The sequence below is a fragment of the Sulfuricurvum sp. genome, assembly GCF_023229695.1.
Taxonomy (GTDB): domain Bacteria; phylum Campylobacterota; class Campylobacteria; order Campylobacterales; family Sulfurimonadaceae; genus Sulfuricurvum.
In genome coordinates this window covers 94,874-118,032 of sequence record NZ_JALNYS010000005.1, presented here as the reverse complement: position 1 = coordinate 118,032, position 23,159 = coordinate 94,874, and the positions used below count along the sequence as shown (strand labels likewise).

Sequence of the window (23,159 nt, the reverse complement as noted above, 5' to 3'; positions counted from 1 at the left end):
TTTTTTATAGATGCATTGTAATCACCTCAATAGATTTTAACATGATATTAGTCATGTATCGGTCATATTACTTTTGACTCCAAACCCCTCGCCGTCCCATTGACTTTATCGTATTATCGCAGCTCACCCATTACGCGCACCTTGCATAAGTCACATACTAGTAATAAAAATAGGTTATTTTTAAGACCGTTTCCTCTCTTCTATAAATGTACCATTGCATTGAATCTTAACCGATTAAAAGGGGATACATGGAGAAAGAATACCTATTGGAAGATACGGATTTTCTAGTTTCTCAAACCGATGCACACGGAAAAATAGTTTTTGCCAATGAAGATTTTTGTAAAATCGCCGGATATACCCTCCATGAACTGGTTGGAAAACCGCATAGTATCGTCCGCCATCCGGATATGCCCAAAGAAGCATTCCAAGCGCTATGGAAAACGCTCAAAGGGGGAAATATATGGAAAGGATATATCAAAAATAAAACAAAAGATGGTGGGTATTATTGGGTTTTTGCGACCGTATATCCAAATGTCGGGTACAAAGACGGAAAAAGCGGGTACATTTCATGCCGTCGAAAAGCAAACGCAATAGAAATCCGAACTGCCTTCGATCACTATACAAAAAAATGAAGCAGCCTATGAAAAATAGATTGATTCCATCACTCAGCTTACTACTGTTCAGTAGCATTGTTATTATTTTTTGGTATTTTACCAAAAACCCACTCTTTCTTTTAGCTCTATCTGCTGTAACTCTCACAACTTCAATCTGGATACTGTATCAGCCTATGACCCAAAAAATTCCCGAACTTAGTCAACACTTCGAGAGTTTTCACCAACTTATCGATTATAAACGTAATCATTTCATCCCGATCTCGGCACGTTCAGGAAGTATAGAAGAACAATTCAACACGATTGCACACGCATATGAAGAGAGACTTTTCAATGATATCAAAACAGCCGGCGAAATGGTTTTGCTGGCGGATAAAGTACGAAACGGCTATTATAAATGTCGGGCAACCAATGATACGACAACACCACATGTTCATTTGTTACAAAAAACGATGAATTCTATGCTTGATGTCATCGAAAACAGTATCGATGACATCATACAGGTTCTAACGGCTCTTGAAGAAGGAAAATATCAAACCCGCTTGCAAATCTATACCCATGGAAAAATGGAATTGTTATGTCAAAAAGTTAATGACCTCGGAAATGCGCTGCTCTCTATGGAACTCCAAAATCATGAAGCCAAAGAAGCTCTTGATGCCAAAATCAGAGAATTCAAAGCGTTACGAGATACCCGATTCCTCCAGCTTAACGAAACAATGAGGCTCTCCTCAGCATTAATTCACTCTGTCGCATCCAAGGAACAGCGATTTTTTGACAATCTACAAATGTTGGCCGAAAATGCGCGTGAAACAAAAGAGATTTTAATCACCATCCGCGATATTGCCGATCAGACAAATCTTCTTGCACTCAATGCCGCAATCGAAGCGGCGCGGGCCGGTGATCATGGACGTGGATTCGCCGTTGTTGCTGATGAAGTGAGAAAACTGGCCGAACGTACACAAATAAGTCTTGCAGCTAGTTCCGAAACCATCAATTTTTTAATTCAGTCCATCAGTAATAACAGTGATACTTTAAACGAAAATATGAATGAGATGGTGATGTTGACACAGCATGTCGAAACTTTAGATCAACAAATGTATGATCTCATCCATACGATGGATGCAATGTACTAAAGGGGGTATTTTTCAAATACGATGTTCCCGATTTTGTAGAGCAGTCAATACAATAGCGAGAAAAATACCGATCACTTTCCCCTATTGTAAAGCCGTATCCGATTGAAAATTTTACTCGTTATCGCTCACACACCGCGCGTACGCCGACTCTTTTTTGGAAACGGTGGCAACGGAGCCGAGTTTGAATCCGACTACATACCCCTCTTTTTCATTCAAAGAATCCGCCGTCCAATAGTAGCGGTGCATCATCGGACCGAAAAACTTCATATTCACGGTGGGACGGGTGAAATCGTAATCGACGATACCGTAGAGCTCATCGGTACTCGGAAGACGCCAGGTGCGCCCCGAGAGGGTAAGATTCTCGCACATCTCTTTCGCCTGCTCCTGCGTATACTTTGCCCGCTTGTCGGTCGCATCGAACGGGTGCCACACAATGGCGGAAGCAGGGTCTAGCGTCCCTTCGGGGGTTAGACGGTAATTGCGGTTGCGTTGCGTTTCCGGTTCGTCCCTACAGGCTGCGGCAATCTTTTTCCACCCCGGAGAGAGGGTAATATTGCGCTCTTTGGGATAAAAGCTGAAACCGACCATTGCGATAATGCCGCCGTCCCCCTCACTCCCCGTCCCGATTTCCGTCTTATCCGATCCGGTTTTGTCGGAGGACCAGTAACTGTAGCCGCTTTGAAACAGAGTGGTTTTGGGGAGGGCGTACAGCTCGCTGATACTCATCATCCGCCATGAGGGACCCAGATCACGGCAATATTCATACGCCTGCTCCTGAGAATAGTGTTCGTCGGAGGAGAGATGCACTTGAGCCTGAGCTGAAAGGCTCAGGGCAAGGAGGGGGAGGATCTTAGAGATGCGCACAGTAATCCGCCAGCAAACCGCCCCTAAGCGCCTCATAGGTCTCCTGCCCCGCAAGTTTTTTGACGATGGCAAGACCAAAACAGATCGCTGTACCCGGTCCCCGTGACGTCATGATATTCTCCGTCTCGATCACGGCATGTTTGTTCCCCTGATACCCCTCTACCTCGATCTGCTCTTCAACACTCGGATAACAGGTGTACCCCTCTTTAAGGACCCCTGCGGTGTAGAGGGCAAACGGAGCGGCGCAGATTGCCCCGATCGCTTTCCCCTTGCTATCCATCTCCTGAAGCAATATCTGAACCGCCAAATCCGACGCCAGCGCTTTCGTACCGCCCCACCCTCCGGGGAGGACAATCATGTCGATCTGATCGGCGCTTATCCCCTCTATCGGACGCTCCGCCTGAATCATAATCCCATGAGCCCCTTTGACCAGCAGCTGCTCATCCAGCGACGCCACGATCACCTCTATCCCTCCGCGACGCATCACATCGATCATCGCAACCGCTTCAATCTCTTCAAACCCGGTCGCGATCGGCACAAGAACTTTTGACATTTATGATCTCCTTTTTTTCGACTTAAACTAACATTTTCTTTGCAATCTAGATATCTTCCCGTAACAATTCATTAATAACGCTTTGAAGCGTCTCTTTTTCCCCCTGTACTTTTTCCATAGAAAAGCCGCTACATCTTTTTCGAAATAGGTGCTTCAAACTCTTCGAGTGGTACATAGAACTACCCCCCGTTCAGTTTTGCTTAAATCGTACACTTTTTTCATTTTCTGCTCCTTGCATGATAGGCTTGTTGTTCACTTTTGATTGCTTTTCTCGCCGAAATAACCCATAGAACAATATCATCCTCAATTAAACAACGTACCAATCTGTTTAAAATCAGTATTAATTACAAAATTTGGCTTTCCTTTTTCTTCTTTGTTTTTTTTGTCTTTTCGATATATATACTGCTTTATTTCCAATTGATTAAAAATATTTCTAATTCTTCTTTTATAATTTTCAAACGCTTTCGGATCATTGACTGCTTTGTTCTTTTCGAAATATAAGAAATTTCCCATATTATTTGCATTGATTATTTCTAATGGAGATGAATACATATTATGACGATAGATAGCACTCAAAACATCCTGATAATCTTGCTTTAAACTATTCCATTCCTCTTCACCATAAATTTCTTTGAGTTCATTCGAAAATTCTTTTTTCATTAAAATTCTATCTACTTGATAGATTGGATAAATTTCAGGGCTTACTGAATTTTTAAATATCAACTTATTTTCTTCAAGTGTTGCAATCACATCTTTATGATTATTATCCATAGTGAGTAAGATGGTATACTGCTCAATTCTATTTAGACGTTCTGATTTATAAAAAAAGCTCAACATTATTTTTTCATCAAACGTTAATTCTCTACCCAATTTTTTAGAAATATAACCGGCAAAACTACCTAACCAAAGATCCATTTCATTATCATATACTTTTCCTTTTGGAATAAATAATTTAATTTCACCGTCAGAAAGTACATAATAAGGGACATCAATTTGATTTTCTAAACAAGCATCTATTAATGATGTCAGCCCTCGTCCTTTCCCTTCCCAAAAATCAAAACTTTTCAAAAGATGCGTTAATTTTGGATTTCTAGCGACTTGTATGGGTACGATTCGTCTAATTTTTCCATACTCTGAGTCCAATATTATCCGCTGACGACGTTCAAATGCACCAGGATTTCTAATCATTAAACTATCATTAGGTCTAATTTCAATGATGATAAAACGATCTGTATTGTAATTTCTGTGTGCAAATGCATTATTGATACTTTCGCGTAACAGCTCTTCAGGATATTCAGGTTCAGCCGTTCCACCTTTAGAATAGCCAATACCTACCTTAATATTACGCCATACATAATTAGTTGTTCTTTCTATCAGTCCGATGATATTGTCATTGATTATCTCTTTACTCTCAGCAACTTTATGCGGAGATACAACATAACAATCTGCTTCACATTTTCCTTGAATGTAATTTTCTACATCGTTACCACAAACCAGCATACCCAATAAAGTTGGGCTATTTTCACGCACAAAACCTTGACGGGTTAAAAAAGACAAAGCACCGTTCAAATCAGCCTTTAAGGTCTCACCTTTACTTTTTCCTTTGTTATATCTCAGAATATATTGATTCAACGTATCGATATTGAGTTGATCCAATGTCGCATTTTTAACAATACTCAACTCTTTATCCGTGATAATTTCTCTTTTTAGCTCTTCATAGTCTTCAATTTCACCCTTTGTCAGTGGATAATCGCCGGTCAATCTTCTTTTATAGGCTACATTTTGATAGTAAGCAAATTTTTCATCATCCGGTAGACTTTCTACATAAACCACAACTACGTTTCCGCTTAAAAAAGGACGAATCTCATATCTAAAAATATTATTTATAGTCAAATCTAATACTTTTCCATCTCTATCTTTAAACAATTTTGGCAAAGTATCTTTTAAATAATTTTCATGATCAGAACTATTGACATACCCCATAAATTTATAATGAGGAGGCTTGGAGTTATTTTTATCATTTATTCCAATAATAATTATTCCACCGTTAGTATTTAAAAAAGCACATACACTTTTTTGCCAATCATCACCCCACCCTCTTGATAAATCTTTTAGTTCAAAACGCTCAGTTTCAACTTCTTGATAACTCTTAGTCTGAATGCATTCTTCAATAATGGCTAAGTTTTTCTCTACAATATCCATCTGCTTATTTCTTTACTTTCATTTTAGTTATTTTACCATCTTCTACCACCAAACTAGTTATTTCACAATTTTGTATTGGATTCAAACCTCTATTGCAGTAACAAAATATTTTTAGCCTCATTATACGTAAAAACCAAAAGTAATGAAAAAGAATGTCAATGAGAAAAAATGAAGATGGATTCCCGATCAAGTCGGGAATAAGAGAGAATAGAGGTCAAGACACCCTTCGACTGACTCAGGGTGAACGAGGTAAAAAAATGAATTACTTCACTTTCTCCATGTATTCGCCCTCGACGGTGTTAACGCGGATAACATCACCCTCTAAGACGTGGTAAGGGACTTGTACTACGGCGCCGGTTTCAAGAGTTGCCGGTTTTTTAGAACCGCTTGAGGTATCGCCTTTGAAGTTTGGCGGAGTTTCGACGATTTTAAGTTCCATGATTTCCGGAGCGTCAACACTGATCGCATTGCCGTTGTGGAAAATGATCTGCACGTTGGTGCCGTCTTTGATCCATTTCATCGCGTCGTCGCACTGCTCATAGCTAAGGCCGAGCTGCTCATAGCTGTCGTTATCCATAAACTGAAGCATTTCGCCATCATCATACAAAAACTGCATCGTTGTGTGTACCAAATTCGGTACTTCGAATTTATCCCCCGCATGGATCGTTTTTTCGATCACTTTGCCGTTTAGAAAACTTTTCACTTTACAACGGACGAATGCCGCCCCTTTACCCGGTTTGACGTGTTGAAATTCTACTACTTTATACGGAACACCCGTAATCTCAAGGCGTACCCCTTTTTTGATATCGCCCATGCCGATTGTTGCCATGCTCATTCCTTGGAAGCTTTATTTGAGGCGAATTTTACCCGAAACGGCACCGAAATTCAAACCTTTTCCCCTGAGCTCTATTTCTATGCTATGATACATCAACTTATTGTATCTATTTTATTTACTTTAAACTTGTTAGAATGTACAATAATACTTATATTATTAATCAGTGTCACAAATACTTCACTCAAGGATTATACGGATGTCTATGATTTCACGTGTACTTAGTGCTTCACTACTGCTGAGTTCTTGTACCCTCTTTGGCGCAGGGTTGTCACTTCCTCAGGCACTCGAACTGCTTGAAAATCAAAATCTTGAAATTAAAACAAGCGCTTTGGAGGTCCAGAGTGCCCATACCGATCTCACGGCAGCCCGTGGCTACAACTACGGCTCACTCGATTTTACCCAGAGTGCCATCCGTTCGAATGACGCCGGAAATGTTTTCGGGTTCAAACTCAGTTCACGGGAAGCGACTTTCGGCGATTTCGGAGCCGAAGAGTTTATGACGAATTTTATGGCGGGGACACCCAACTACACGACCCCGCCCCAAAGATTAAACTACCCCGGTTCCCAAAACTATTTTCAAAGCAAGCTTACCTATACACTCCCCCTCTACACCGGGGGGAAACTGAGCAGCTACGCCGATATCTCCGAAAAAATGGAAAAGATCAAAAAACTCGATTCCGAAAAAATCAAAACCGAAAAAATCTACGAAACGCGTAAAAGCTATTACGACATGGCGCTGATTCAGCACTCCATCGATCAAATGAACATTATACGCGACAACGTCACGACACTGGAACGTACCACCAAAAAAATGATTGAAGAGGGGTATGCCAAAAAAGTGGATCTTCTCGAAGTAGAGGCCAAAAAAGCGAATGTCGAACGGACCCTGATCGAGATGGAGGGGAACAAAAAACTCCTCTACCGCTATCTTAGCTTTCTCCTGAATCAGGAGGTGAGCGAAATCACCCTTCCTGCCGATGATATGGCATCGTCATCGTTGGATGAGTCGCAGGTACTTGCCCATAATATCGACCTTCAAAAAGCATCCGAAGGGCTGGAAATACGGGGTAAAATGGTCGAGGCGGCGAATGCCCCCTTTCTTCCACAAATCGGGGCATTCGCAGAAGCGAGCAGTGCGGACAACACCCTTTTGGGAAATTTTTCCGATCATAAAGCCTTCACCGTCGGTGCGAAACTCAGCTGGAACCTTTTCAACGGGAATGTTGATCAAGCGACACTGGAAAAAGCGCGCATTGAAAAACTGAAAACCGCGACTCAGGTGGAACTGGCAAAAAAAGGGATCACACTCCAATACGATAAAATTCGTACCGAAATCGAAAGTTTCGATTCCCAGATCAAAAGCCTTGAAAAAGAGCTTGAACTTTCAAACCAAATTTACAAAAATTACGAGGGGCGCTATCATGAGCATTTGGTATCGATGAACGACGTCATTATTAAACAATCCCAGCAGATCGAAAAAGTGCTAACCCTCCAAATGGTCAAAAATCAACGAAACGAACGGGTATTTGCCCTCGAAAAACTTAGTAACGGAGCCAAATAATGAAAGTATGGATCACTCTTCTTGCCCTCGGCGGATCACTGAGCGCGGCGGCACTGACCCTCTCGGGAAGTGTTATCAGCGATAACCAAAAAATGATTACAAGCCGGAATATGGGATTTGTCACCTCGGTTAATGTCTCGGAAGGTTCACGTGTCCGCCGGGGCGACGTCCTCTATACGATCGATTCCAAAGAGGTCGATTCGGCCAAAACCCAAGTGGAGATGGGGATTTCCCAAGCCGAACTCTCCCTCCAGATGTACCAAAACCAGTACCAAAATCTGGAACTGAATCTGGAACGGCACAAGCGTCTTCTTCAGCAGGACATGGTCTCAAAATACGAAGTCGAAAATCTCGAACTGGCCCGAAAAAATCTTGATAATATGATCCGTATTTCGGAGCGTCAGGTCAATCAGGCCAAAGCGCGCCTCAAAGAGGTTAAAAACCAATACAACTATCTCAATGTCAGTGCCCCCAACAGCGGTGTTGTCGTCTCCAAAAACATTAAAGTGGGAGAGATGGCGATGCCGGGGATGCCGGCGATCGTATTGGCCGATTTGAGCGATTTGAAAATCGATGCGGAAGTTGCCGAAAGCAGTCTCAGACTGGTCCCTATCGGCAAACAGGTCAAAGTGTCCATCCCTTCGGTCGGATTTGTGGGGATCGGGCGGGTCAGTTCGGTCATCCCAAGTTCCAATCCGGTGACTCACTCGTTTAAAATCAAAATATCGTTCAAAGCCAAACAAGCCGTCTATCCGGGGATGTATGCCACCGTCGATATCGAATAGGAAAGCACAATGTACCTATCACACTCCTATCAGCCTAAAGACTCCGCCGGCAAACTGGCAAAAGGGTTTCTCCGTAATCCGCTGACCCCGATACTCGGTATTTTTTTATTTCTCATCGGCTACATCGCCTTGATGCTGATGCCCAGAGAAGAGAACCCGCAAATGGTCGTCAGCGGTTCTACCGTCATTATCGCCCTCCCCGGTGCCACGGCCAGTGAGGTCGAAAATATCATCATTAAACCCCTAGAGCGTAAACTCAAAGAGGTAAAAGGGATCGAACATATCCACGGAATGGCCATGGACAATGTCGCCGTGATTAACGCCGCCTTTTACATCGGAGAACAAAAAGAGGATTCCAACCTCAAAATCTACGACAAAATTATGCAAAACATCTCCATCCTCCCCAAAGGAGCACAGCAGCCGATTATCAAACCGCTCGACATTGATGTCGATATCCCCATCGTTTCGGTCGCTTTTTATTCCAATGATCCTAAAATAGATCCTACGATTCTGTACGACCGGGTTAAAAATATCCAGCACCATATCAACGGCCTCCCCAACGTCGCCGTTACCGATGTCAAAGGGGCAAAAAAACATCAATACACTGTCCAAGTCGATATCAACCGCCTCTCCGGATACAACCTCTCTCTGGGACAGATCGTTCAGGCCGTGCAATCTCTCGCCTATAACGTCCCCGAAATCAAGGGGAAAACTCAGGATAATAAAATCGTCATGATCGGGGTACGCAACGCCATCGAAAGCGTCGAAGACGTCGGCAATATCATCGTCGCGCAATACATGGGTTCCGCGATCTATCTGCGTGATGTTGCCACCGTCACCGACGGTGAGGATATCCAAAACTTCAAATCGGCGCTCGTCACCTCCAAAACCGAAGAGGGGACCTTCACCCCTCTCAAAAATCAGGTCACCCTCACCGTCTCCAAGCTGCAAGGGACGAATGCCGTCGTTATCGCCGAAGCGGTCAAAGAGGAGCTTGCCAAATACAAAGAACAGATGAAAGCTCAGGGGATCAACTACATCATCACCCGCAACGACGGTGAACGGGCCAATGAAGCGGTCAATGAGCTGGTATTTCATCTTCTCCTTTCGATCGTGATCATCGCGATTTTGCTCATCTTCGTCCTCGGATGGAGGGAGTCTTTGATCGTTACTCTGACCGTACCGGCCATTTTGGCGATTACCCTCTTTGTCGCCTACATTACGGGACAAACCATCAACCGGATCACCCTTTTTGCCTTTTTGCTGAGTCTGGGACTTTTGGTCGATGCGGCGATTATCGTCATCGAAAATATCCATCGCCATTTTCATGCACCCGATGCGCATGAAAAAAATGTCGATCAGCTGATGATCGAAGCGACCGATGAGATCGGAGCCCCTACCAACATTGCGACCCTTGCCATTATCCTCACGATGGTACCGATGGCGTTTGTGGGACAAATGATGGGGCAGTTTATGAAACCGATCCCGGCCAATGTCCCCGTCGCACTGGTGGCATCGCTCTTCGTTGCCTATATTTTTACCCCGTATCTGGCGGTACGGCTCCTCAAAAAACCCGATCCCCATACCGAGGCTCACTGATGTATAAAAAATTTGAAAATTACCTGTTCAATGTTCTCAACTCTCCGGTCAAAAAAAAGGGGGTTCTGGGGTTGACACTGGCAGCATTTATCGTTGCCGTTGCCCTTATCCCGACTAAGCTCGTATTGGCCAAAATGCTTCCGGGAAAAAACAACGACACCTACAGCATCTATATCGATCTGCCCAACGGCAGTTCGATCGAAGAGACCAAAAAGGTGAGCGAATGCGTTGTCGACATCATCCAGAATGAAAAAGAGGTGCTTGATGCCGAAGTTTTTCTGGGGAGCGGTTCTCCTCTCGATTTCGCGGGGCTTATCAAAGGATCGCACTTTAAAAATTCCGAAAATCTTGCCGAAATCGTCCTCAATCTGACCAAAAAACACCATCGCGACGAACCTTCCTATATGATGGTACAGCGTCTTCGTCCGCTCATTCAGGGAAAATGTGAAGCACTTTATCCCCAAACCAATATTAAATTTATCGAACCCCCTGCCGGACCTCCGACGATGGCGGCGGTGGTAGCCGAAATCTACGGAAGCGATGCAGCGGGGATCCGTCATCTGAGCGAACGGGTTAAAACGATTTTTCAAAAAACCGACGGCCTCGTCGATATCGATATCATGCAAGACGAGATATACGATAAATTCGAAGTGCGGGTGAATACCGATAAAATTTCCAAATCGGGATTAAACGTCAAACAGGTTAACGATATTTTGTATCTGGCGTTTGAGGGGATGGAAGTCGCCGTTAAAAACTCCCAAAAAGCGACCGATCAAATCCCGATCTATCTCACCCTCTCTCAAGAGGGGAAAAAATTCGCTTCACACGACAAAGTGGCGATTGAGATGAAGCTTTCGGGCCTCAAGCTGATGAATCAGATGGGGATGATGGTCCCCGTTACCGAAATAATCGATATTGTCCCCGTCCAATCCAATCCGATGATCATGTCGAAAGATCTGCATCAGATGACAAACGTCCTAGCCGAAACCGATATGGTCTCCCAGGTCTATCCGCTGATGGCGGCACGCACCGCAATTCTGAAACAATTCAGTGACGAATACGACATTACCAAAAACGGCCTTTTTAACCTCGAATTGATGGATAAAAAAACCAAACAACTCTACACGTTAAAATGGGACGGCGAGATGAAAGTGACCCTCGATACTTTCGTCGATCTCGGAGGGGCCTTTATCGCGGCTCTGGTGCTGATCTTCTTGCTGATGGTCATCTACTACAAAAGCTTTATCCTCAGCGGGATCGTTCTGTTGGGGAGTTTTCTCTCCATTATCGGGGTGATCGCGGGGCACTGGGTTATGAATCTCTTCACTGCCGACACCTTTTTTCTCACCGCGACGTCGCTGATCGGTTTTATCGCCCTCATCGGGATCAGTTCACGCAATTCGCTGCTGCTGATCGATTTTACCAAATCGCTGATGGTCGAAAAAGGGCTTCATAAAAAGGAGGCCATCGCCTACGCCAGCGCCACCCGTGCCAAGCCGATTTTTCTCACCGCAGCAGCCATTATCCTTGCTTCTACCCTCCTTGCCAGCGACGCTGTTTTCGGGGGGCTTGGAGTTTCATTGATTTTTGGTACAATTGCGGCAGTTATCGCTTCGCTCATTGTCGTCCCCGTACTCATCGACAACTCCGATCTGGAACGTCATTTTAATTTTCATGAGCGAAAAAGTGTTTCAATTCTCGAGCCTTAGAGGTATGAATGGCCCAATTCACCCCGGTTACCAAAACATCGACCAATATTAACAGTGATCTGCTCATTAAAGCGCAGGAGTACAGAGTCCCTGTTGATCAGGTCGATTTTGATCTTCTCAAAACAACAACCTACTACAAAGGAATTTCGGACAAGGAGTGGAAAGAGTTCACGGGAGATGATCTTTTAACCATCACCACCGAAACGGAAATCCGCTCCGCCCTCTTTCAAATCCATCAAGAGCATGAGATACGGATCCGTCCCGCAGAGCTTTCCGCCATACCGCTGAACCTCCGATTCGGCATCGCTGCCGATAAAACCAAAACCAAAGTGATCGCCCAAATCGATCCCTCTTCCCTCATACCCCTCAAAAAAGGGGTTCAGGAGTGGATCAAAGAGGCCATCCGCCGCAAAAAACTCCGATCCGGATTTCTGATCAATGTGTGTGAGGGGAAACTGACCCAAGAGATCACCAAGATGCTCATTCAGATTCAGAAAGAGGGGCCGCTCAAAAAACCGTACCGCCTCACGATCGGAGAGTGTTACACTCCGAGCCCATCGATCAATGACACCGTTTTGCTCCACTACAAAAAAATCAAACGGAGCAATAATCTCGTCGATGCCGTAGAACCCGGCGATTTGATCTTGGAATACATCCTCCCAAGACAGGGGCTCAACGGACGCAGCTGCACCGGTGAACTCATCTCCGTCCCCAAACCTGTTATTAAATACGCCGCATACATCAAATTTGACACGAAAACCATCCGGGCCGAAAAGGGGGAAAAGAGTATCCTCTACTATTCTACCGTCTCCGGGTTCGTCCGAAGAGTTCAGGGAATTTTCACTATCTCTCAGGAACTTCAAATCACTTCGGCCACCTTTAAAGAGACCGGTTCCATCGAAGCGGGATCGGAAAAGGATATTCACGTCATCATCAATCAAAAGGAGCATTCCAAAGATGCGGTCGGTTCGGGTGTCACCATCGACGTCCAAAAGCTTGATGTCAGCGGAACGGTAGGGAGCCATGCCAAAATTCAGGCGACTGAGGTAACGATCGGAGCGCAAACCCATAAAAAATCGGAAATCAGCGTCACCGAAAATGCGACGATTCATCTCCATCGCGGTAATTTAAAAGCCAAGGAAGCGACAATAGAGATTCTCGAAACGGGGAAAATCGAAGCGGAAATCGTCCGTGTCAAACAGATGCTGGGGGGTGAGATCATCGCCCGTAAAGTCTACATCGACACCCTCCTCTCCAATGCAACGATCACGGCACTTGAGCGGATCGAAATTCAAACGATCGAAGGAGACGGCAACAATCTCATCATCGATCCCAATGCCATCAGCAGTTATCACGATAAGATCGATGAGATCAAATCGGTCATTGCCGCAAAAACCGCTTATCTGGCCGAACAAACAAATGATTTCATAAGCCGTCAAACCACTTTTAAAGAGCGAAATGCCCGAATCAAGCAATTTCAGAAACGGCTGATGGATGCGAAAAAAAGCGGTACCCAACCGATGAAAGCCGATATCGTACGGGTTCAGCAATACAAAGAGGAGGCGGAAAAATTCAAGGAAATTGCGGAAGAGCTTAACCAACAAGACAAAGCAATCAAGGAACTCCGGGCCGAACTGGCAAAACTGTATGAGGCCGATTTGCATGCCGTTATCCTCCACCACGCACCCTACAACGGTCATACCCGTATCGCCTTTATCGATCCAAAAACGCGCCAGGAGCATGCACTCTCCCCCAATGCTCAGGCAACCAAAATTACCCTACGCAAAGTGGAAGAGAAAAAAGAGATCGCCATTGAAGCCTAGATAGAGTTTAAAAAAGAGAGGTGAGTCTTTCTCCCCCGAAAGGTTTCAGTTTTTTGGGGTAAAACTCTCCTATGAAACTAGATAACCTAACCCTCCAAACCCCCTACCTCGATCTGGATCCGATCTTCTATCACGAAGTATCCCCGACCGGGCTTAAAAATCCGATTTTAGTCAGCTACAACCCCGAAGCGGCCTCTCTTCTGGGACTCAATCCCGAACTCCTGTCGGCCGGCGAATTCGAAGCGCTCCTCAACGGCTCACTGACACTCAACGGTTCGCGCCCCTACGCCATGTGTTATGCCGGGCACCAGTTCGGTCATTACGTCCCCCGTCTGGGAGACGGAAGGGCGATCAATCTGGGATGGGTAAACGGATGGAACCTTCAGCTTAAAGGTTCGGGGCAAACCCTCTACTCCCGCCAAGGCGACGGTCGCGCCGTCTTACGCTCCTCCATCCGCGAATATCTGATGAGCGAAGCGATGCACGCACTGGCGATTCCGACCAGCCGGGCGCTTGCCATTATCAGTTCGGATGAAAACGTGGCTCGGGAAAAATGGGAGCGGGGTTCCATCGTCCTGCGCCTCTCCCCTTCCTGGATCCGCTTTGGAAGTTTCGAGTATTTTTTTCATACCCATCGATTTCGAGAGCTTGAATCGCTGGCCGATTTTTTACTCCGTGAATCTTTCCCTCACTTGTTGGATCAGGAGGAACCTTATCGAAAGATGTTTCGTGAAATCGTCAAGCGGACGGCGGAATTGATGGCACACTGGCAAGCGGTCGGATTTAACCACGGAGTGATGAACACCGATAACATGTCTGCTGCGGGCCTCACGATCGATTATGGCCCTTACGCCTTTTTGGATACGTTTGAGAGCGGTTATATCTGCAACCATACCGACCACGAAGGGCGCTACAGCTACGACAACCAGCCCCGCATCGGGTATTGGAACCTCTCCCGGCTCGCCCATGCCCTCTCCCCCCTCATTAGCGCCGATAAGCTGGAGATGGAACTCGATAGATACGGCGAATATTTCACCGGAAAACTGATGGATTTGCTGACACAGAAACTGGGACTGGATACGATTTCAGACGACGACGGCGACCTTTTAAAATCGCTTTTTTCCGTTCTCGAAAACGGCCGGGTCGATATGACCCCCTTTTTCCGGACACTCAGCCGCTATAACGGAGACAAAGCTCCCCTACTGGCCCTTACGCTAGCCCCGAATCAGCTCAATGAGTGGCTGATCCGCTATGATGAACGGCTCAAACGCAACACCTCTTCGTCTTCCGAACGCCACGAAAAGATGGTACGTACCAATCCGAAATACGTCCTCAAAAACTATATCCTCCAAGAGGCTATCGATTTGGCTGAAAAAGGGGATTTCACCCTCGTCAATACCCTCTTAAAGATCGCGCAAAATCCGTATGACGAACACCCCTCATATGAGCGTTACGCCGGCCCCACCCCGCTGCACTTCAAAAATTTAAAACTCAGTTGCTCCTCCTGAGGGGCACATTGACTTCTGTATGTTTTTTATCCTCTTTGTAATGAAAAAATAGCCACTTTTACCCCTGATTTCATCATAAACTTCTCACAAAATCCTATTTATGATTATTTTTTAGACATCACATCGATTTTTTTACCTCCATTCAACTTTATACTGTCATCCAAGTAATCCATATATTTATTTTTATAGGAGCTATTATGCAACGTGACCACCTCATCGACTATATGCCCGATGTACAAAATTTCGAAAAAAATATGAGTTCGCTTTCGGACAAATGGGATCTTCTCACCCTTTTGGGGTCCATGTCCAATATCGGTATGGACACCAGCGAAACCCGCAAAGCCTTCGAAGATCTGCTGGACGAGCCGTTGATGCGTCTCACGCAGGAAACCTTCAATAAAACGCTGGATGAACTTCAATCCAAAGCCCAATCCGCGATCGACATGCTCATCCGTAATTTGTTTGAACGGACCGCCGATATCGGTTTTTTGGCGACGGATGATGATATCCGCCACTATCTTCACTTTTTAAGTACCTCCGATTTTTCGATCTCCGAAGAGCTACGGCGGATTAAAATTGAAAAAAAGGGGGCCCTCGCAGCACGTTTTCGAGAATACGTCACCAAATACAGCGTCTATGAAAATATCATCCTCCTCGACACCAAGGGAAAAGTATTAGTGCAGCTTGATGAGACCAATCCCCTCACCGTCTCGCGAGATCCCCTGATTCAGGAGTCTCTCAAAACCCATCAGGGATATGTCGAAACGTTCCGTTCCAGCGATCTGACCCACAACAAACCCTCGCTGATCTACTCCTACCGTGTCAATCATCCCCAAGACGATACGCCGCTGGGTGTTTTGTCCCTTGTTTTCCGCTTCGAAGATGAGTTAAAAAGTATTTTTCATAAACTTAACCGTGAAAACCCCTATATTTCCCTCGAAATGCTCAATTCGCACGGGGAGGTAATCGCCTCCTCCGCCCCCCATCATGTTCCGATCGGTGCTAATTTGGAGGCGCGGAACAACGAAACGCACCTCACCTACTATGCGGGATTCGAATATCTCTATAAAGCCCTCAAAACAACCGGCTACCAAGGGTATACCGGTCCGGGATGGGTCGGACATGCTATGGTTCCCCTCCATCTGGCTTTCCGCTCTTCCTCCAAACCCGCGTTGATAAAAAACGGATTTTTAGAGAGCGTCACAAAAACAACCGCCTATTTTCCTCAAGAACTCACCGACATTTTGGATAAGGCGAAAAAAATCCAAACCGAGCTTGACATCACCGTCTGGAACGGAAACGTACAAATCGCCAATGCCTCCAACAACGAGAATCCGTTTACGAAATCCCTCCTGAACGAAATCTCCAAAACGGGGGAAGAGACCAAACGGATTTTCGACCATACCGTGGCCAATCTCAATACGGCCATGCACATCCGCTACCTCGAAGATTTAAAGTTTCAATCTTCGCTGGCCATCGACATTATGGACCGCAATCTGTATGAACGGGCAAACGATTGCCGATGGTGGGCGCTCACCACCACCTTTAGAAAAATCTTGTCCAAACCCCATACCGATGATCATGACCGGGAGAGCATGGGAAAGCTGCTCAGCTATATCAACACCCTCTATACCGTCTACAGCACCATGTTTATCTATAACCGTGACGGTATCGTTATCGCTGTTTCCAATCCGGACGACTCCTCCATCATCGGTAAAAAGGTGGGGTATTCGTGGGCGTCCGATGCCCTCCGTCTCGAAACGACGCAAGAGTATACCGTTTCGTATTTCGAATCCAGCCCGTTTTACAACCACCGTTCAACCTACATCTACAACGCCTGCATCCGAAATTTTCACGACGAAAGCGTCGGTGGAATCGGAATCGTTTTTGACTCGGAACCGCAACTCAAAGCGATGCTTCACGATATACTCCCGAAAAATGAAACCCATGAGGTAAAAGACGGAATATTCGCCCTCTACATCGACCGAAGCGGCTGCGTCCTTTCCTCGACGAATCCCTCCATCACCGTCGGGACGACCGTTCCCCTCCCCGATTCGCTTCTCACTCTCGCATGCGGCAAGAGTGATGCGCAAATCATCCTCTATGAGGGATTGTATTACGGTGTAGGGGCGACCTGCGCGAACGGCTACCGCGAATACAAACAAACCAACGGATACGAGAACGATGTGATTGCCCTCCTCTACCGTCCCATCGGCGAGTGTCAGACAGAATCCATTGAAAAACCCTCCAAACGCACCTACGTTTATCCCAAAGCGGCCGGCTTGGAAGAGACGTGTGAGATTTCCACTTTTTTCATCGGCGGTTCGGTATTTGCCATCGAATCCAAAAATGTCGTCTGTTCTCTCATCCATCAGGAGCTTACCACCATTTTGCACGCAAGCGAATACAATCTCGGGGTCATCAGTTATGAAAAACGGATGGTGAGCGTCATCTCTCTGGCAAAATTGCTCGGCATGGAGAAGAGATACGACAAAGAGCACGATACGATCATCCTCGTAAAAGCGCATATCCACGACCAGATGGTCTATATCGGTTTGGCCGTCGATGCGATCTACAGCAGCCCGGAGATTCCGCTTCGCTCCATCAGCCATTACAATAATATCCTGAAAAATGAGAATTCTCTGACCAAAGCGGTCATTATCCCCGACCGTGCCGAAGATTTCGGAAACGAAATGATTTCAATCCTCGATATCCCGAAAATCTACACCCAGCTGATTCAACCCTACGCCCGCCCTTTACACCGGGTCATGGCATAAAGGTTTTAAGGGTGAACGCTTCGGGCGATTTTTTCTTCGACCGAAGCAATTTTCCCTTTTAAATCTCTCCTTTACGGATATCGAGTTTAATTGATGGCTAAAGTGGAGCGAATTAAGATTTTATGAATTTTGTACCAAAAATTCGGTTTTTCTTAACTCCGTTTATCTAAAAGTTTATTTTTCGTTGTATAATTTCTCATCGGGTTAGGTTGTGGACTGACATAGCCGTATGACTCGATGGCTTTTAGGGAAATACTTTTATTTCTCTTTCTATCAGATTTTTTTCCACCATCTCTTTTATTTGTAGTTCACTTCTTGATAATTCTTCATGTAGTGTGTTTTGTTTGATAAGCAATCTAAAATATTTGCTGACGAAGTAAGTGCCGACATCACTCAGCTGTATCCCCCAACTGTTATGTGATTTGACATAATGCACCGAGTCTAAAATGTTTTGAGGAACGATATTGTCATAACTCCCTATCGATGTCCCCTGCCGTTTGAACGATTCCAAATCTTCGATGAGGCTTTGTTCGTGTTCTTTGATTTCGTCACATACCATCAACCCGAATTTTTGGTTTTTAATCAGATAGCTTTCAAACTTTTCCACCATAAAACGAAATGCCAGTTGATGGGGGTGCATCGGGTTTTTATACTTGTTTTTGAGATGCTGTTTATCGATGATGATCGTGATCGTTTTTAGCTCATACTTCCTAAATATTTCAAACACTTTTTCTGTGATTGCGATCCGCTCATTTACTTTTTTATTTTTGTTAAATGCTTTACCTTTGTAGAGATCGAATCCTTTGAACTCAAAATCACTTTTATCGAAGGACTCGTAATGATTTTTAGCGATGCGTAAAAGTTCATTTTGTATCGTAGGAAGTGTCCGATGTTCGATGATAACACCAAAGAGAATATGAAACGGTTGCTCTTCATTATCGAGGTCAAACCCACTATTTCCCGTCTCATCTATAAAAATAAATTGCATATTATCCCCATTTGTTCATCTTGTGTATTTTAATACAGATATTCCTAAACTATTCCCGCCCGGCTGATTCAACCCTACGCCCGCCCTTTACACCGGGTCATGGCATAAGGAAGTTAACCGATCGTATTACACTTTTTTATCAATTTCGTCACTTCTCGTTCCCTCATACTGTACAATACTCGTATGAAAACGCAGACCTTTACCGATCCGGATCGTATCAGTGATGAATTTTGTCAGGCCGAAACGGTTTTGGTACAGGTATTTACCTCATTGGATTCCTATGACGCCATTAATTGTCTGATCGCCCGAATCCGTTCCCGTATTCCCCATGCAAAAATCATCGGTTCAACGGCAGGAGCCAAAGTGGATGCAGGGCATTTAACCTTCCACCCTACCCTTCTTACCGTCAGTCGGTTTTGCGCTACCCAAATAGAGACCGCAATCGTCTACACCAATACCAACCTATCCGAAGATGCGGCCGAACTCACCCGAAACCTCTGTAGCCGATCCTCTCTCCCGCCGAAAGCGGCCATACTCTTCTCCGAAGGGCTCCATATCGACGGAGAGGTCCTTCTTCGGGGAATATCCGAAATACAACCCCATCTGATCATTGCGGGGGGGATGGCTTCGGACGATCACCGTTTCAAAGAGACCTTTGTTTTTACCGAAGAGGGGAGTACCAACGCCGGTTTCGTGATGGCGATCCTTTTTGGCAAAGCGCTGAAAGTCTACAACCAGTTTCATTTCAATTGGGTCGGGCTCGGACGTACCTTCACCATCACGAAATCCCTCGGAAACCGGGTATGGGAACTCGACAACACCCCGATTATCGCTATTTACCAACGCTATCTGGGGAAACTGGTCGCTGAAAAACTCCCCGATATCGGACTGGCATTTCCCCTCATCATCGCCGACAAAGCGATGCCGATCGCCCGCGCCGTTATGGTGCGCCACGATGACGGCTCACTCAGTTTTGCCGGTTCGATGCAGGAGGGGAGCCGTGTCCGTTTCGGTTTCGGTGACAGTGAGGGGATTATCAGCGGAGCCAATACCGATAACGATTTTTTCAACGACAAGCCGGTCGAATCGCTCTTTATCTACAGCTGCATCGCCCGCCTCTCGCTGGTCGGTAAAGATATTGAGCAAGAGACCCTGCGTCTCCAGCGGTTCGCTCCGACCAACGGTTTTTACACCTACGGAGAGTTTTTCCATGCACCGTGCGAAAAATGCAATTTTTTTCTGAATCAGACGATGACCGTACTGGGGATGAGCGAAGGGGAGTTCCCCCAGAATCGGGTTAAAACGGCAGAAACAAACCATCATGCCCGCACTTCGCTCCTCTCAAGTGCAATGAGTCACTTTGTCCGGGAGATTACCGCCGATATGGAAAAAGCGATTGAAGCCGAAAAACGGAGCAAAGAGATCATGCTCCACCAGTCACGGCAGGCAACGATCGGAGAGACGATCGAAATCATCGCCCACCAGTGGCGCCAACCCCTCAACATCATTGCCCTCGTTCTTCAGGATATCTATATGAAAAAAGAGTTCGGAACGCTGACCCATGAGCTCATGAATTCCCATTATGAAAAAGCCAATACGGCGTTGCAATACCTCTCACAGACGATTGACGATTTTCGCGATTTCATGCGTCCCGGAAATGAGGTAGACACCTTCAGCATTGCGACGTTGATGAATGAGGTAAAAACCCTGATCTCCGGACTCCTCAATAAACATCACATCTTTTTTAACGATCAAACCAATCTCACCCAAATGATTTGCAGCCGTAAAAATGCTCTCCTTCAGGCCCTTCTGATCCTCATTTACAATGCCATCGATGCGATTGCCGAACATCGTAAGGAAGGGGGGATGATTATCATCACCACCGCGCAGAAAAACGATCAGATTGCGATCAAAATATTTGATAACGGCGGAGGGGTTTCAAAGGAGCATATTGCCAATGTCTTCGAACCCTATTTCACGACCAAAGGGAAAAATCACGGTACGGGAATGGGGTTGTACATCGCTTCGAGTCTCGCAAAACACTATCTCAAAGGGAGTATTACCCTAAAAAACAGTGCCGAAGGGGCATGCTTCACCCTTCTTATCGGACAAAATCTTGAAAACGAAGAGAATCAGCTCTCCGAATAACTGAGCCGCAATCCCTCTTCACTCATCACAAACCCGTGAACGGCGATTTTCCCCTCATGTACGAGGCGGTGGTGCTTCGAGCAAAGTGGGATCAAATTATAACGGTGATGTATTCCATTTTTTAACGCCCTATTTTGCGTGGTTTGCAAGGTGTATCCAAAAAAATATGTGAAGTTTTTGTGTAGTTAATTCTGCATCAAACTGCATCAAAACCCTATCTTCTTTCATTTTCAAACCAAATTTCCACTTCGTATAGTTTGTACTTCACTGTTCCATTTTTTGCCAATTGAACACATGGAAGAGGATTTTTATCTCTCCTTCTTGCCCTCAAGGTAGCTTGAGTTCTCGTTGACATATTATATAAAATGGTAAATTCCTTAACAGTTATAAATTCTTTTGCTCTTAGAGCTTTAATCGTAGCTTCATCAACAATATTCTTATACTCAACAATTTTTTCAACCACAGGCTTTTTAACAGCTTGTTTTTTTGGAACCACAACTTCTTCAGTTCCATTTTTATAGTTCTTATATCTCTCTAAATCGAGCTTCAATAACTTCATCTCTTTTTTCATCAATATTTGTAAGAAAAAAACTTTATCTTCATTACTTAATAATCCGAAATAAAACGCTTTGATTTCAGTCGTAGCTCTTTCAACAATACTCTCACCGATATTCATCATTTCTTCAGATAAACCATTAGAATGAGTTCCAGTATCCAAAACCTTCATCCAATGCTTGATTGACTTCTTGTGAGAACCTTCAAGCCCTTCAAAAACGAAATGAGAGTGTCGTGTTCTTTCGAACTCAGAATACTCTTCAGAGGCTACAGAAACATAGTTTTCTAATAGCTCAATAAAATCATTAAAGGAAATCATTCATTCTCACCCGATTTGTTTTATCTCTTATTATATTACAAACTTTATAAGCTCTTCATTTCTCTTAATTGCAAATTTCCAAACACTTTTATCCATTAAAAGTAGATTTTTTAAAAATCTTCTGATATACTTTTGGTTAAATAATGGATAACCATTAGATAACCAATGAATAACCATTAAATAAACGAAGGAGAATAAATGCTTTTAGTAATCAATCATCAAAAAGGCGGAGTCGGCAAATCAACTCTATCCTGGAATCTTGCAATCACTTTTCAAAAAATATTAAACAAACAAATCGAAGTAGTTGATTTAGACGTTCAACAAACAATTACCTTATCAAATTATGTGAGAAATCAAGTCGGACTTCAAAATCTAAATATCAAAACTTTTAAGGATGCAGAGTCATTCAAAAAGTATATTGCTTTAGACAATGACGATAAGCTTATTATATGCGACACAGGAGCTTACGACTCAAGCCTTAATCGTTTGGCAGCTCTAGCAGCTGATATGATTATCACACCACTAAGCAATTCAACAGTTGAACTTCAGGGTTTAAAAACCTATGAGAAAATCATCAAGGATATTCAAATAAAATCAGGAGTAGATATTATCCCTTTTGTCGTTTTGAATAACATTGACCCGAGAACAAAGAACCTTGAAGATATAAAAAATTATATAGGAAAAGACGGTTCGTTCCAGGTTCTTGATTCTGTTATTTGTCGAAGAACCGATTTTATCGGCTCAATCACAAATGGTAAAAGTGTTCAAGAATACAAAGAAAACAGCAAGGCAGCAATTGAAATCAATGCTTTAATTGAAGAAATTAAAAGCAAATTATCTATATAATGGTTATCCATTATATAAACTATAAATAACCAATAGAAAATATAAGGAGAAATACAATGGCACGAAAAGGCATCATTGAAAGCACCGATTTAGCAATCGAAAGTGCAGCATTACAAGAATCAGGTGAACAACAAAAAGTTCATAAACCAGTAACTCAAAAAGAAGGCTCAAAAGCCGTCCTTTTGAAAAAGTTTCCCGAAGAATGGCATGATATTATTAGAAACAACTATCCAGGAGCGATTACAGACTACGTTCTGCAAGCGGTCATGAAACAAATGAAAGCGGATAGATTTCTATAATATTTAACCAATAAATAACCATTAGTTAAATAATGGTTATACAA

General features: G+C 44.3%; 18 protein-coding genes. 12 read left to right on the top strand and 6 right to left on the bottom strand.

What is annotated here, in order from left to right; all coding sequences use genetic code 11:
- Positions 1 to 248 precede the first annotated feature (248 nt).
- Together M0P91_RS04800 and M0P91_RS04795 are read left to right on the top strand one after the other, a co-directional pair.
- Entirely contained in the window at positions 249 to 632 is a 384-nt protein-coding gene (locus M0P91_RS04800) for a PAS domain-containing protein (protein ID WP_295065165.1), read from the top strand.
- A 155-nt stretch (positions 633 to 787) separates the two neighbouring features.
- Entirely contained in the window at positions 788 to 1,744 is a 957-nt protein-coding gene (locus M0P91_RS04795) for a methyl-accepting chemotaxis protein (protein ID WP_295065163.1), read from the top strand.
- 111 nt (positions 1,745 to 1,855) lie between these two features.
- Here M0P91_RS04795 and M0P91_RS04790 read toward each other — a convergent pair whose 3' ends face one another.
- The 4 genes from M0P91_RS04790 to efp form a co-directional block, all read right to left on the bottom strand.
- On the bottom strand, positions 1,856 to 2,608 hold the full coding sequence (locus M0P91_RS04790) for a DUF1566 domain-containing protein (RefSeq protein ID WP_295065161.1): 753 nt from the start codon (positions 2,606 to 2,608) through the stop codon (positions 1,856 to 1,858).
- Positions 2,595 to 3,161: a DJ-1 family glyoxalase III gene (locus tag M0P91_RS04785; RefSeq protein ID WP_295065159.1), complete on the bottom strand. Its 567-nt coding sequence runs from the start codon at positions 3,159 to 3,161 to the stop codon at positions 2,595 to 2,597. The genes M0P91_RS04790 and M0P91_RS04785 overlap by 14 nt, the downstream gene beginning before the upstream one ends.
- Before the next feature lie 303 nt (positions 3,162 to 3,464).
- Positions 3,465 to 5,363 (bottom strand): RNA-binding domain-containing protein, encoded by a 1,899-nt coding sequence (locus tag M0P91_RS04780; RefSeq protein ID WP_295065157.1) that lies wholly within the window; start codon positions 5,361 to 5,363, stop codon positions 3,465 to 3,467.
- 262 nt (positions 5,364 to 5,625) lie between these two features.
- Positions 5,626 to 6,192, bottom strand: coding sequence for an elongation factor P (gene efp, locus M0P91_RS04775; RefSeq protein WP_295065155.1), 567 nt, complete (start codon positions 6,190 to 6,192; stop codon positions 5,626 to 5,628).
- 202 nt (positions 6,193 to 6,394) lie between these two features.
- On the opposite strand from efp, the gene M0P91_RS04770 reads away from it, so the two are divergent.
- The 7 genes from M0P91_RS04770 to M0P91_RS04740 all read left to right on the top strand — a co-directional run bounded on the left by M0P91_RS04770 (position 6,395) and on the right by M0P91_RS04740 (position 17,960).
- Positions 6,395 to 7,759 (top strand): TolC family protein, encoded by a 1,365-nt coding sequence (locus M0P91_RS04770; protein ID WP_295065154.1) that lies wholly within the window; start codon positions 6,395 to 6,397, stop codon positions 7,757 to 7,759.
- Entirely contained in the window at positions 7,759 to 8,544 is a 786-nt protein-coding gene (locus M0P91_RS04765) for an efflux RND transporter periplasmic adaptor subunit (protein ID WP_295065152.1), read from the top strand. The genes M0P91_RS04770 and M0P91_RS04765 overlap by 1 nt, the downstream gene beginning before the upstream one ends.
- 9 nt (positions 8,545 to 8,553) lie before the next feature.
- A complete protein-coding gene (locus M0P91_RS04760; protein WP_295065150.1) occupies positions 8,554 to 10,143 on the top strand; it encodes an efflux RND transporter permease subunit in 1,590 nt (529 codons plus the stop codon).
- Positions 10,143 to 11,852 carry an efflux RND transporter permease subunit gene (locus M0P91_RS04755; RefSeq protein WP_295065148.1) on the top strand — a complete coding sequence of 570 codons (1,710 nt, stop codon included), beginning with the start codon at positions 10,143 to 10,145 and terminating at the stop codon, positions 11,850 to 11,852. The genes M0P91_RS04760 and M0P91_RS04755 overlap by 1 nt, the downstream gene beginning before the upstream one ends.
- Positions 11,853 to 11,860: 8 nt before the next feature.
- A complete protein-coding gene (locus M0P91_RS04750; RefSeq protein WP_295065146.1) occupies positions 11,861 to 13,675 on the top strand; it encodes a hypothetical protein in 1,815 nt (604 codons plus the stop codon).
- Between the two features lie 71 nt (positions 13,676 to 13,746).
- The gene (locus tag M0P91_RS04745) at positions 13,747 to 15,183 is read left to right on the top strand and encodes a YdiU family protein (RefSeq protein ID WP_295065144.1); all 1,437 of its coding nucleotides are present in this window, start codon (positions 13,747 to 13,749) and stop codon (positions 15,181 to 15,183) included.
- Positions 15,184 to 15,380: 197 nt separating this feature from the next.
- Entirely contained in the window at positions 15,381 to 17,960 is a 2,580-nt protein-coding gene (locus tag M0P91_RS04740; RefSeq protein WP_295065142.1) for a chemotaxis protein CheW, read from the top strand.
- 244 nt (positions 17,961 to 18,204) lie between these two features.
- Here M0P91_RS04740 and M0P91_RS04735 read toward each other — a convergent pair whose 3' ends face one another.
- Positions 18,205 to 18,948, bottom strand: a complete 744-nt coding sequence (locus tag M0P91_RS04735; protein ID WP_295065140.1) for a DUF3800 domain-containing protein — start codon at positions 18,946 to 18,948, stop codon at positions 18,205 to 18,207.
- A gap of 183 nt (positions 18,949 to 19,131) precedes the next feature.
- On the opposite strand from M0P91_RS04735, the gene M0P91_RS04730 reads away from it, so the two are divergent.
- On the top strand, positions 19,132 to 21,096 hold the full coding sequence (locus M0P91_RS04730; protein ID WP_295065138.1) for an FIST N-terminal domain-containing protein: 1,965 nt from the start codon (positions 19,132 to 19,134) through the stop codon (positions 21,094 to 21,096).
- A gap of 214 nt (positions 21,097 to 21,310) precedes the next feature.
- Here M0P91_RS04730 and M0P91_RS04725 read toward each other — a convergent pair whose 3' ends face one another.
- Positions 21,311 to 21,970: a hypothetical protein gene (locus M0P91_RS04725; RefSeq protein WP_295065136.1), complete on the bottom strand. Its 660-nt coding sequence runs from the start codon at positions 21,968 to 21,970 to the stop codon at positions 21,311 to 21,313.
- 198 nt (positions 21,971 to 22,168) lie between these two features.
- On the opposite strand from M0P91_RS04725, the gene M0P91_RS04720 reads away from it, so the two are divergent.
- Both M0P91_RS04720 and M0P91_RS04715 read left to right on the top strand, forming a co-directional pair.
- Complete coding sequence (locus M0P91_RS04720) at positions 22,169 to 22,816, top strand: ParA family protein (RefSeq protein WP_295065134.1); 648 nt, start codon at positions 22,169 to 22,171, stop codon at positions 22,814 to 22,816.
- Between the two features lie 56 nt (positions 22,817 to 22,872).
- Positions 22,873 to 23,115 carry a hypothetical protein gene (locus M0P91_RS04715; protein WP_295065132.1) on the top strand — a complete coding sequence of 81 codons (243 nt, stop codon included), beginning with the start codon at positions 22,873 to 22,875 and terminating at the stop codon, positions 23,113 to 23,115.
- Positions 23,116 to 23,159 lie beyond the last annotated feature (44 nt).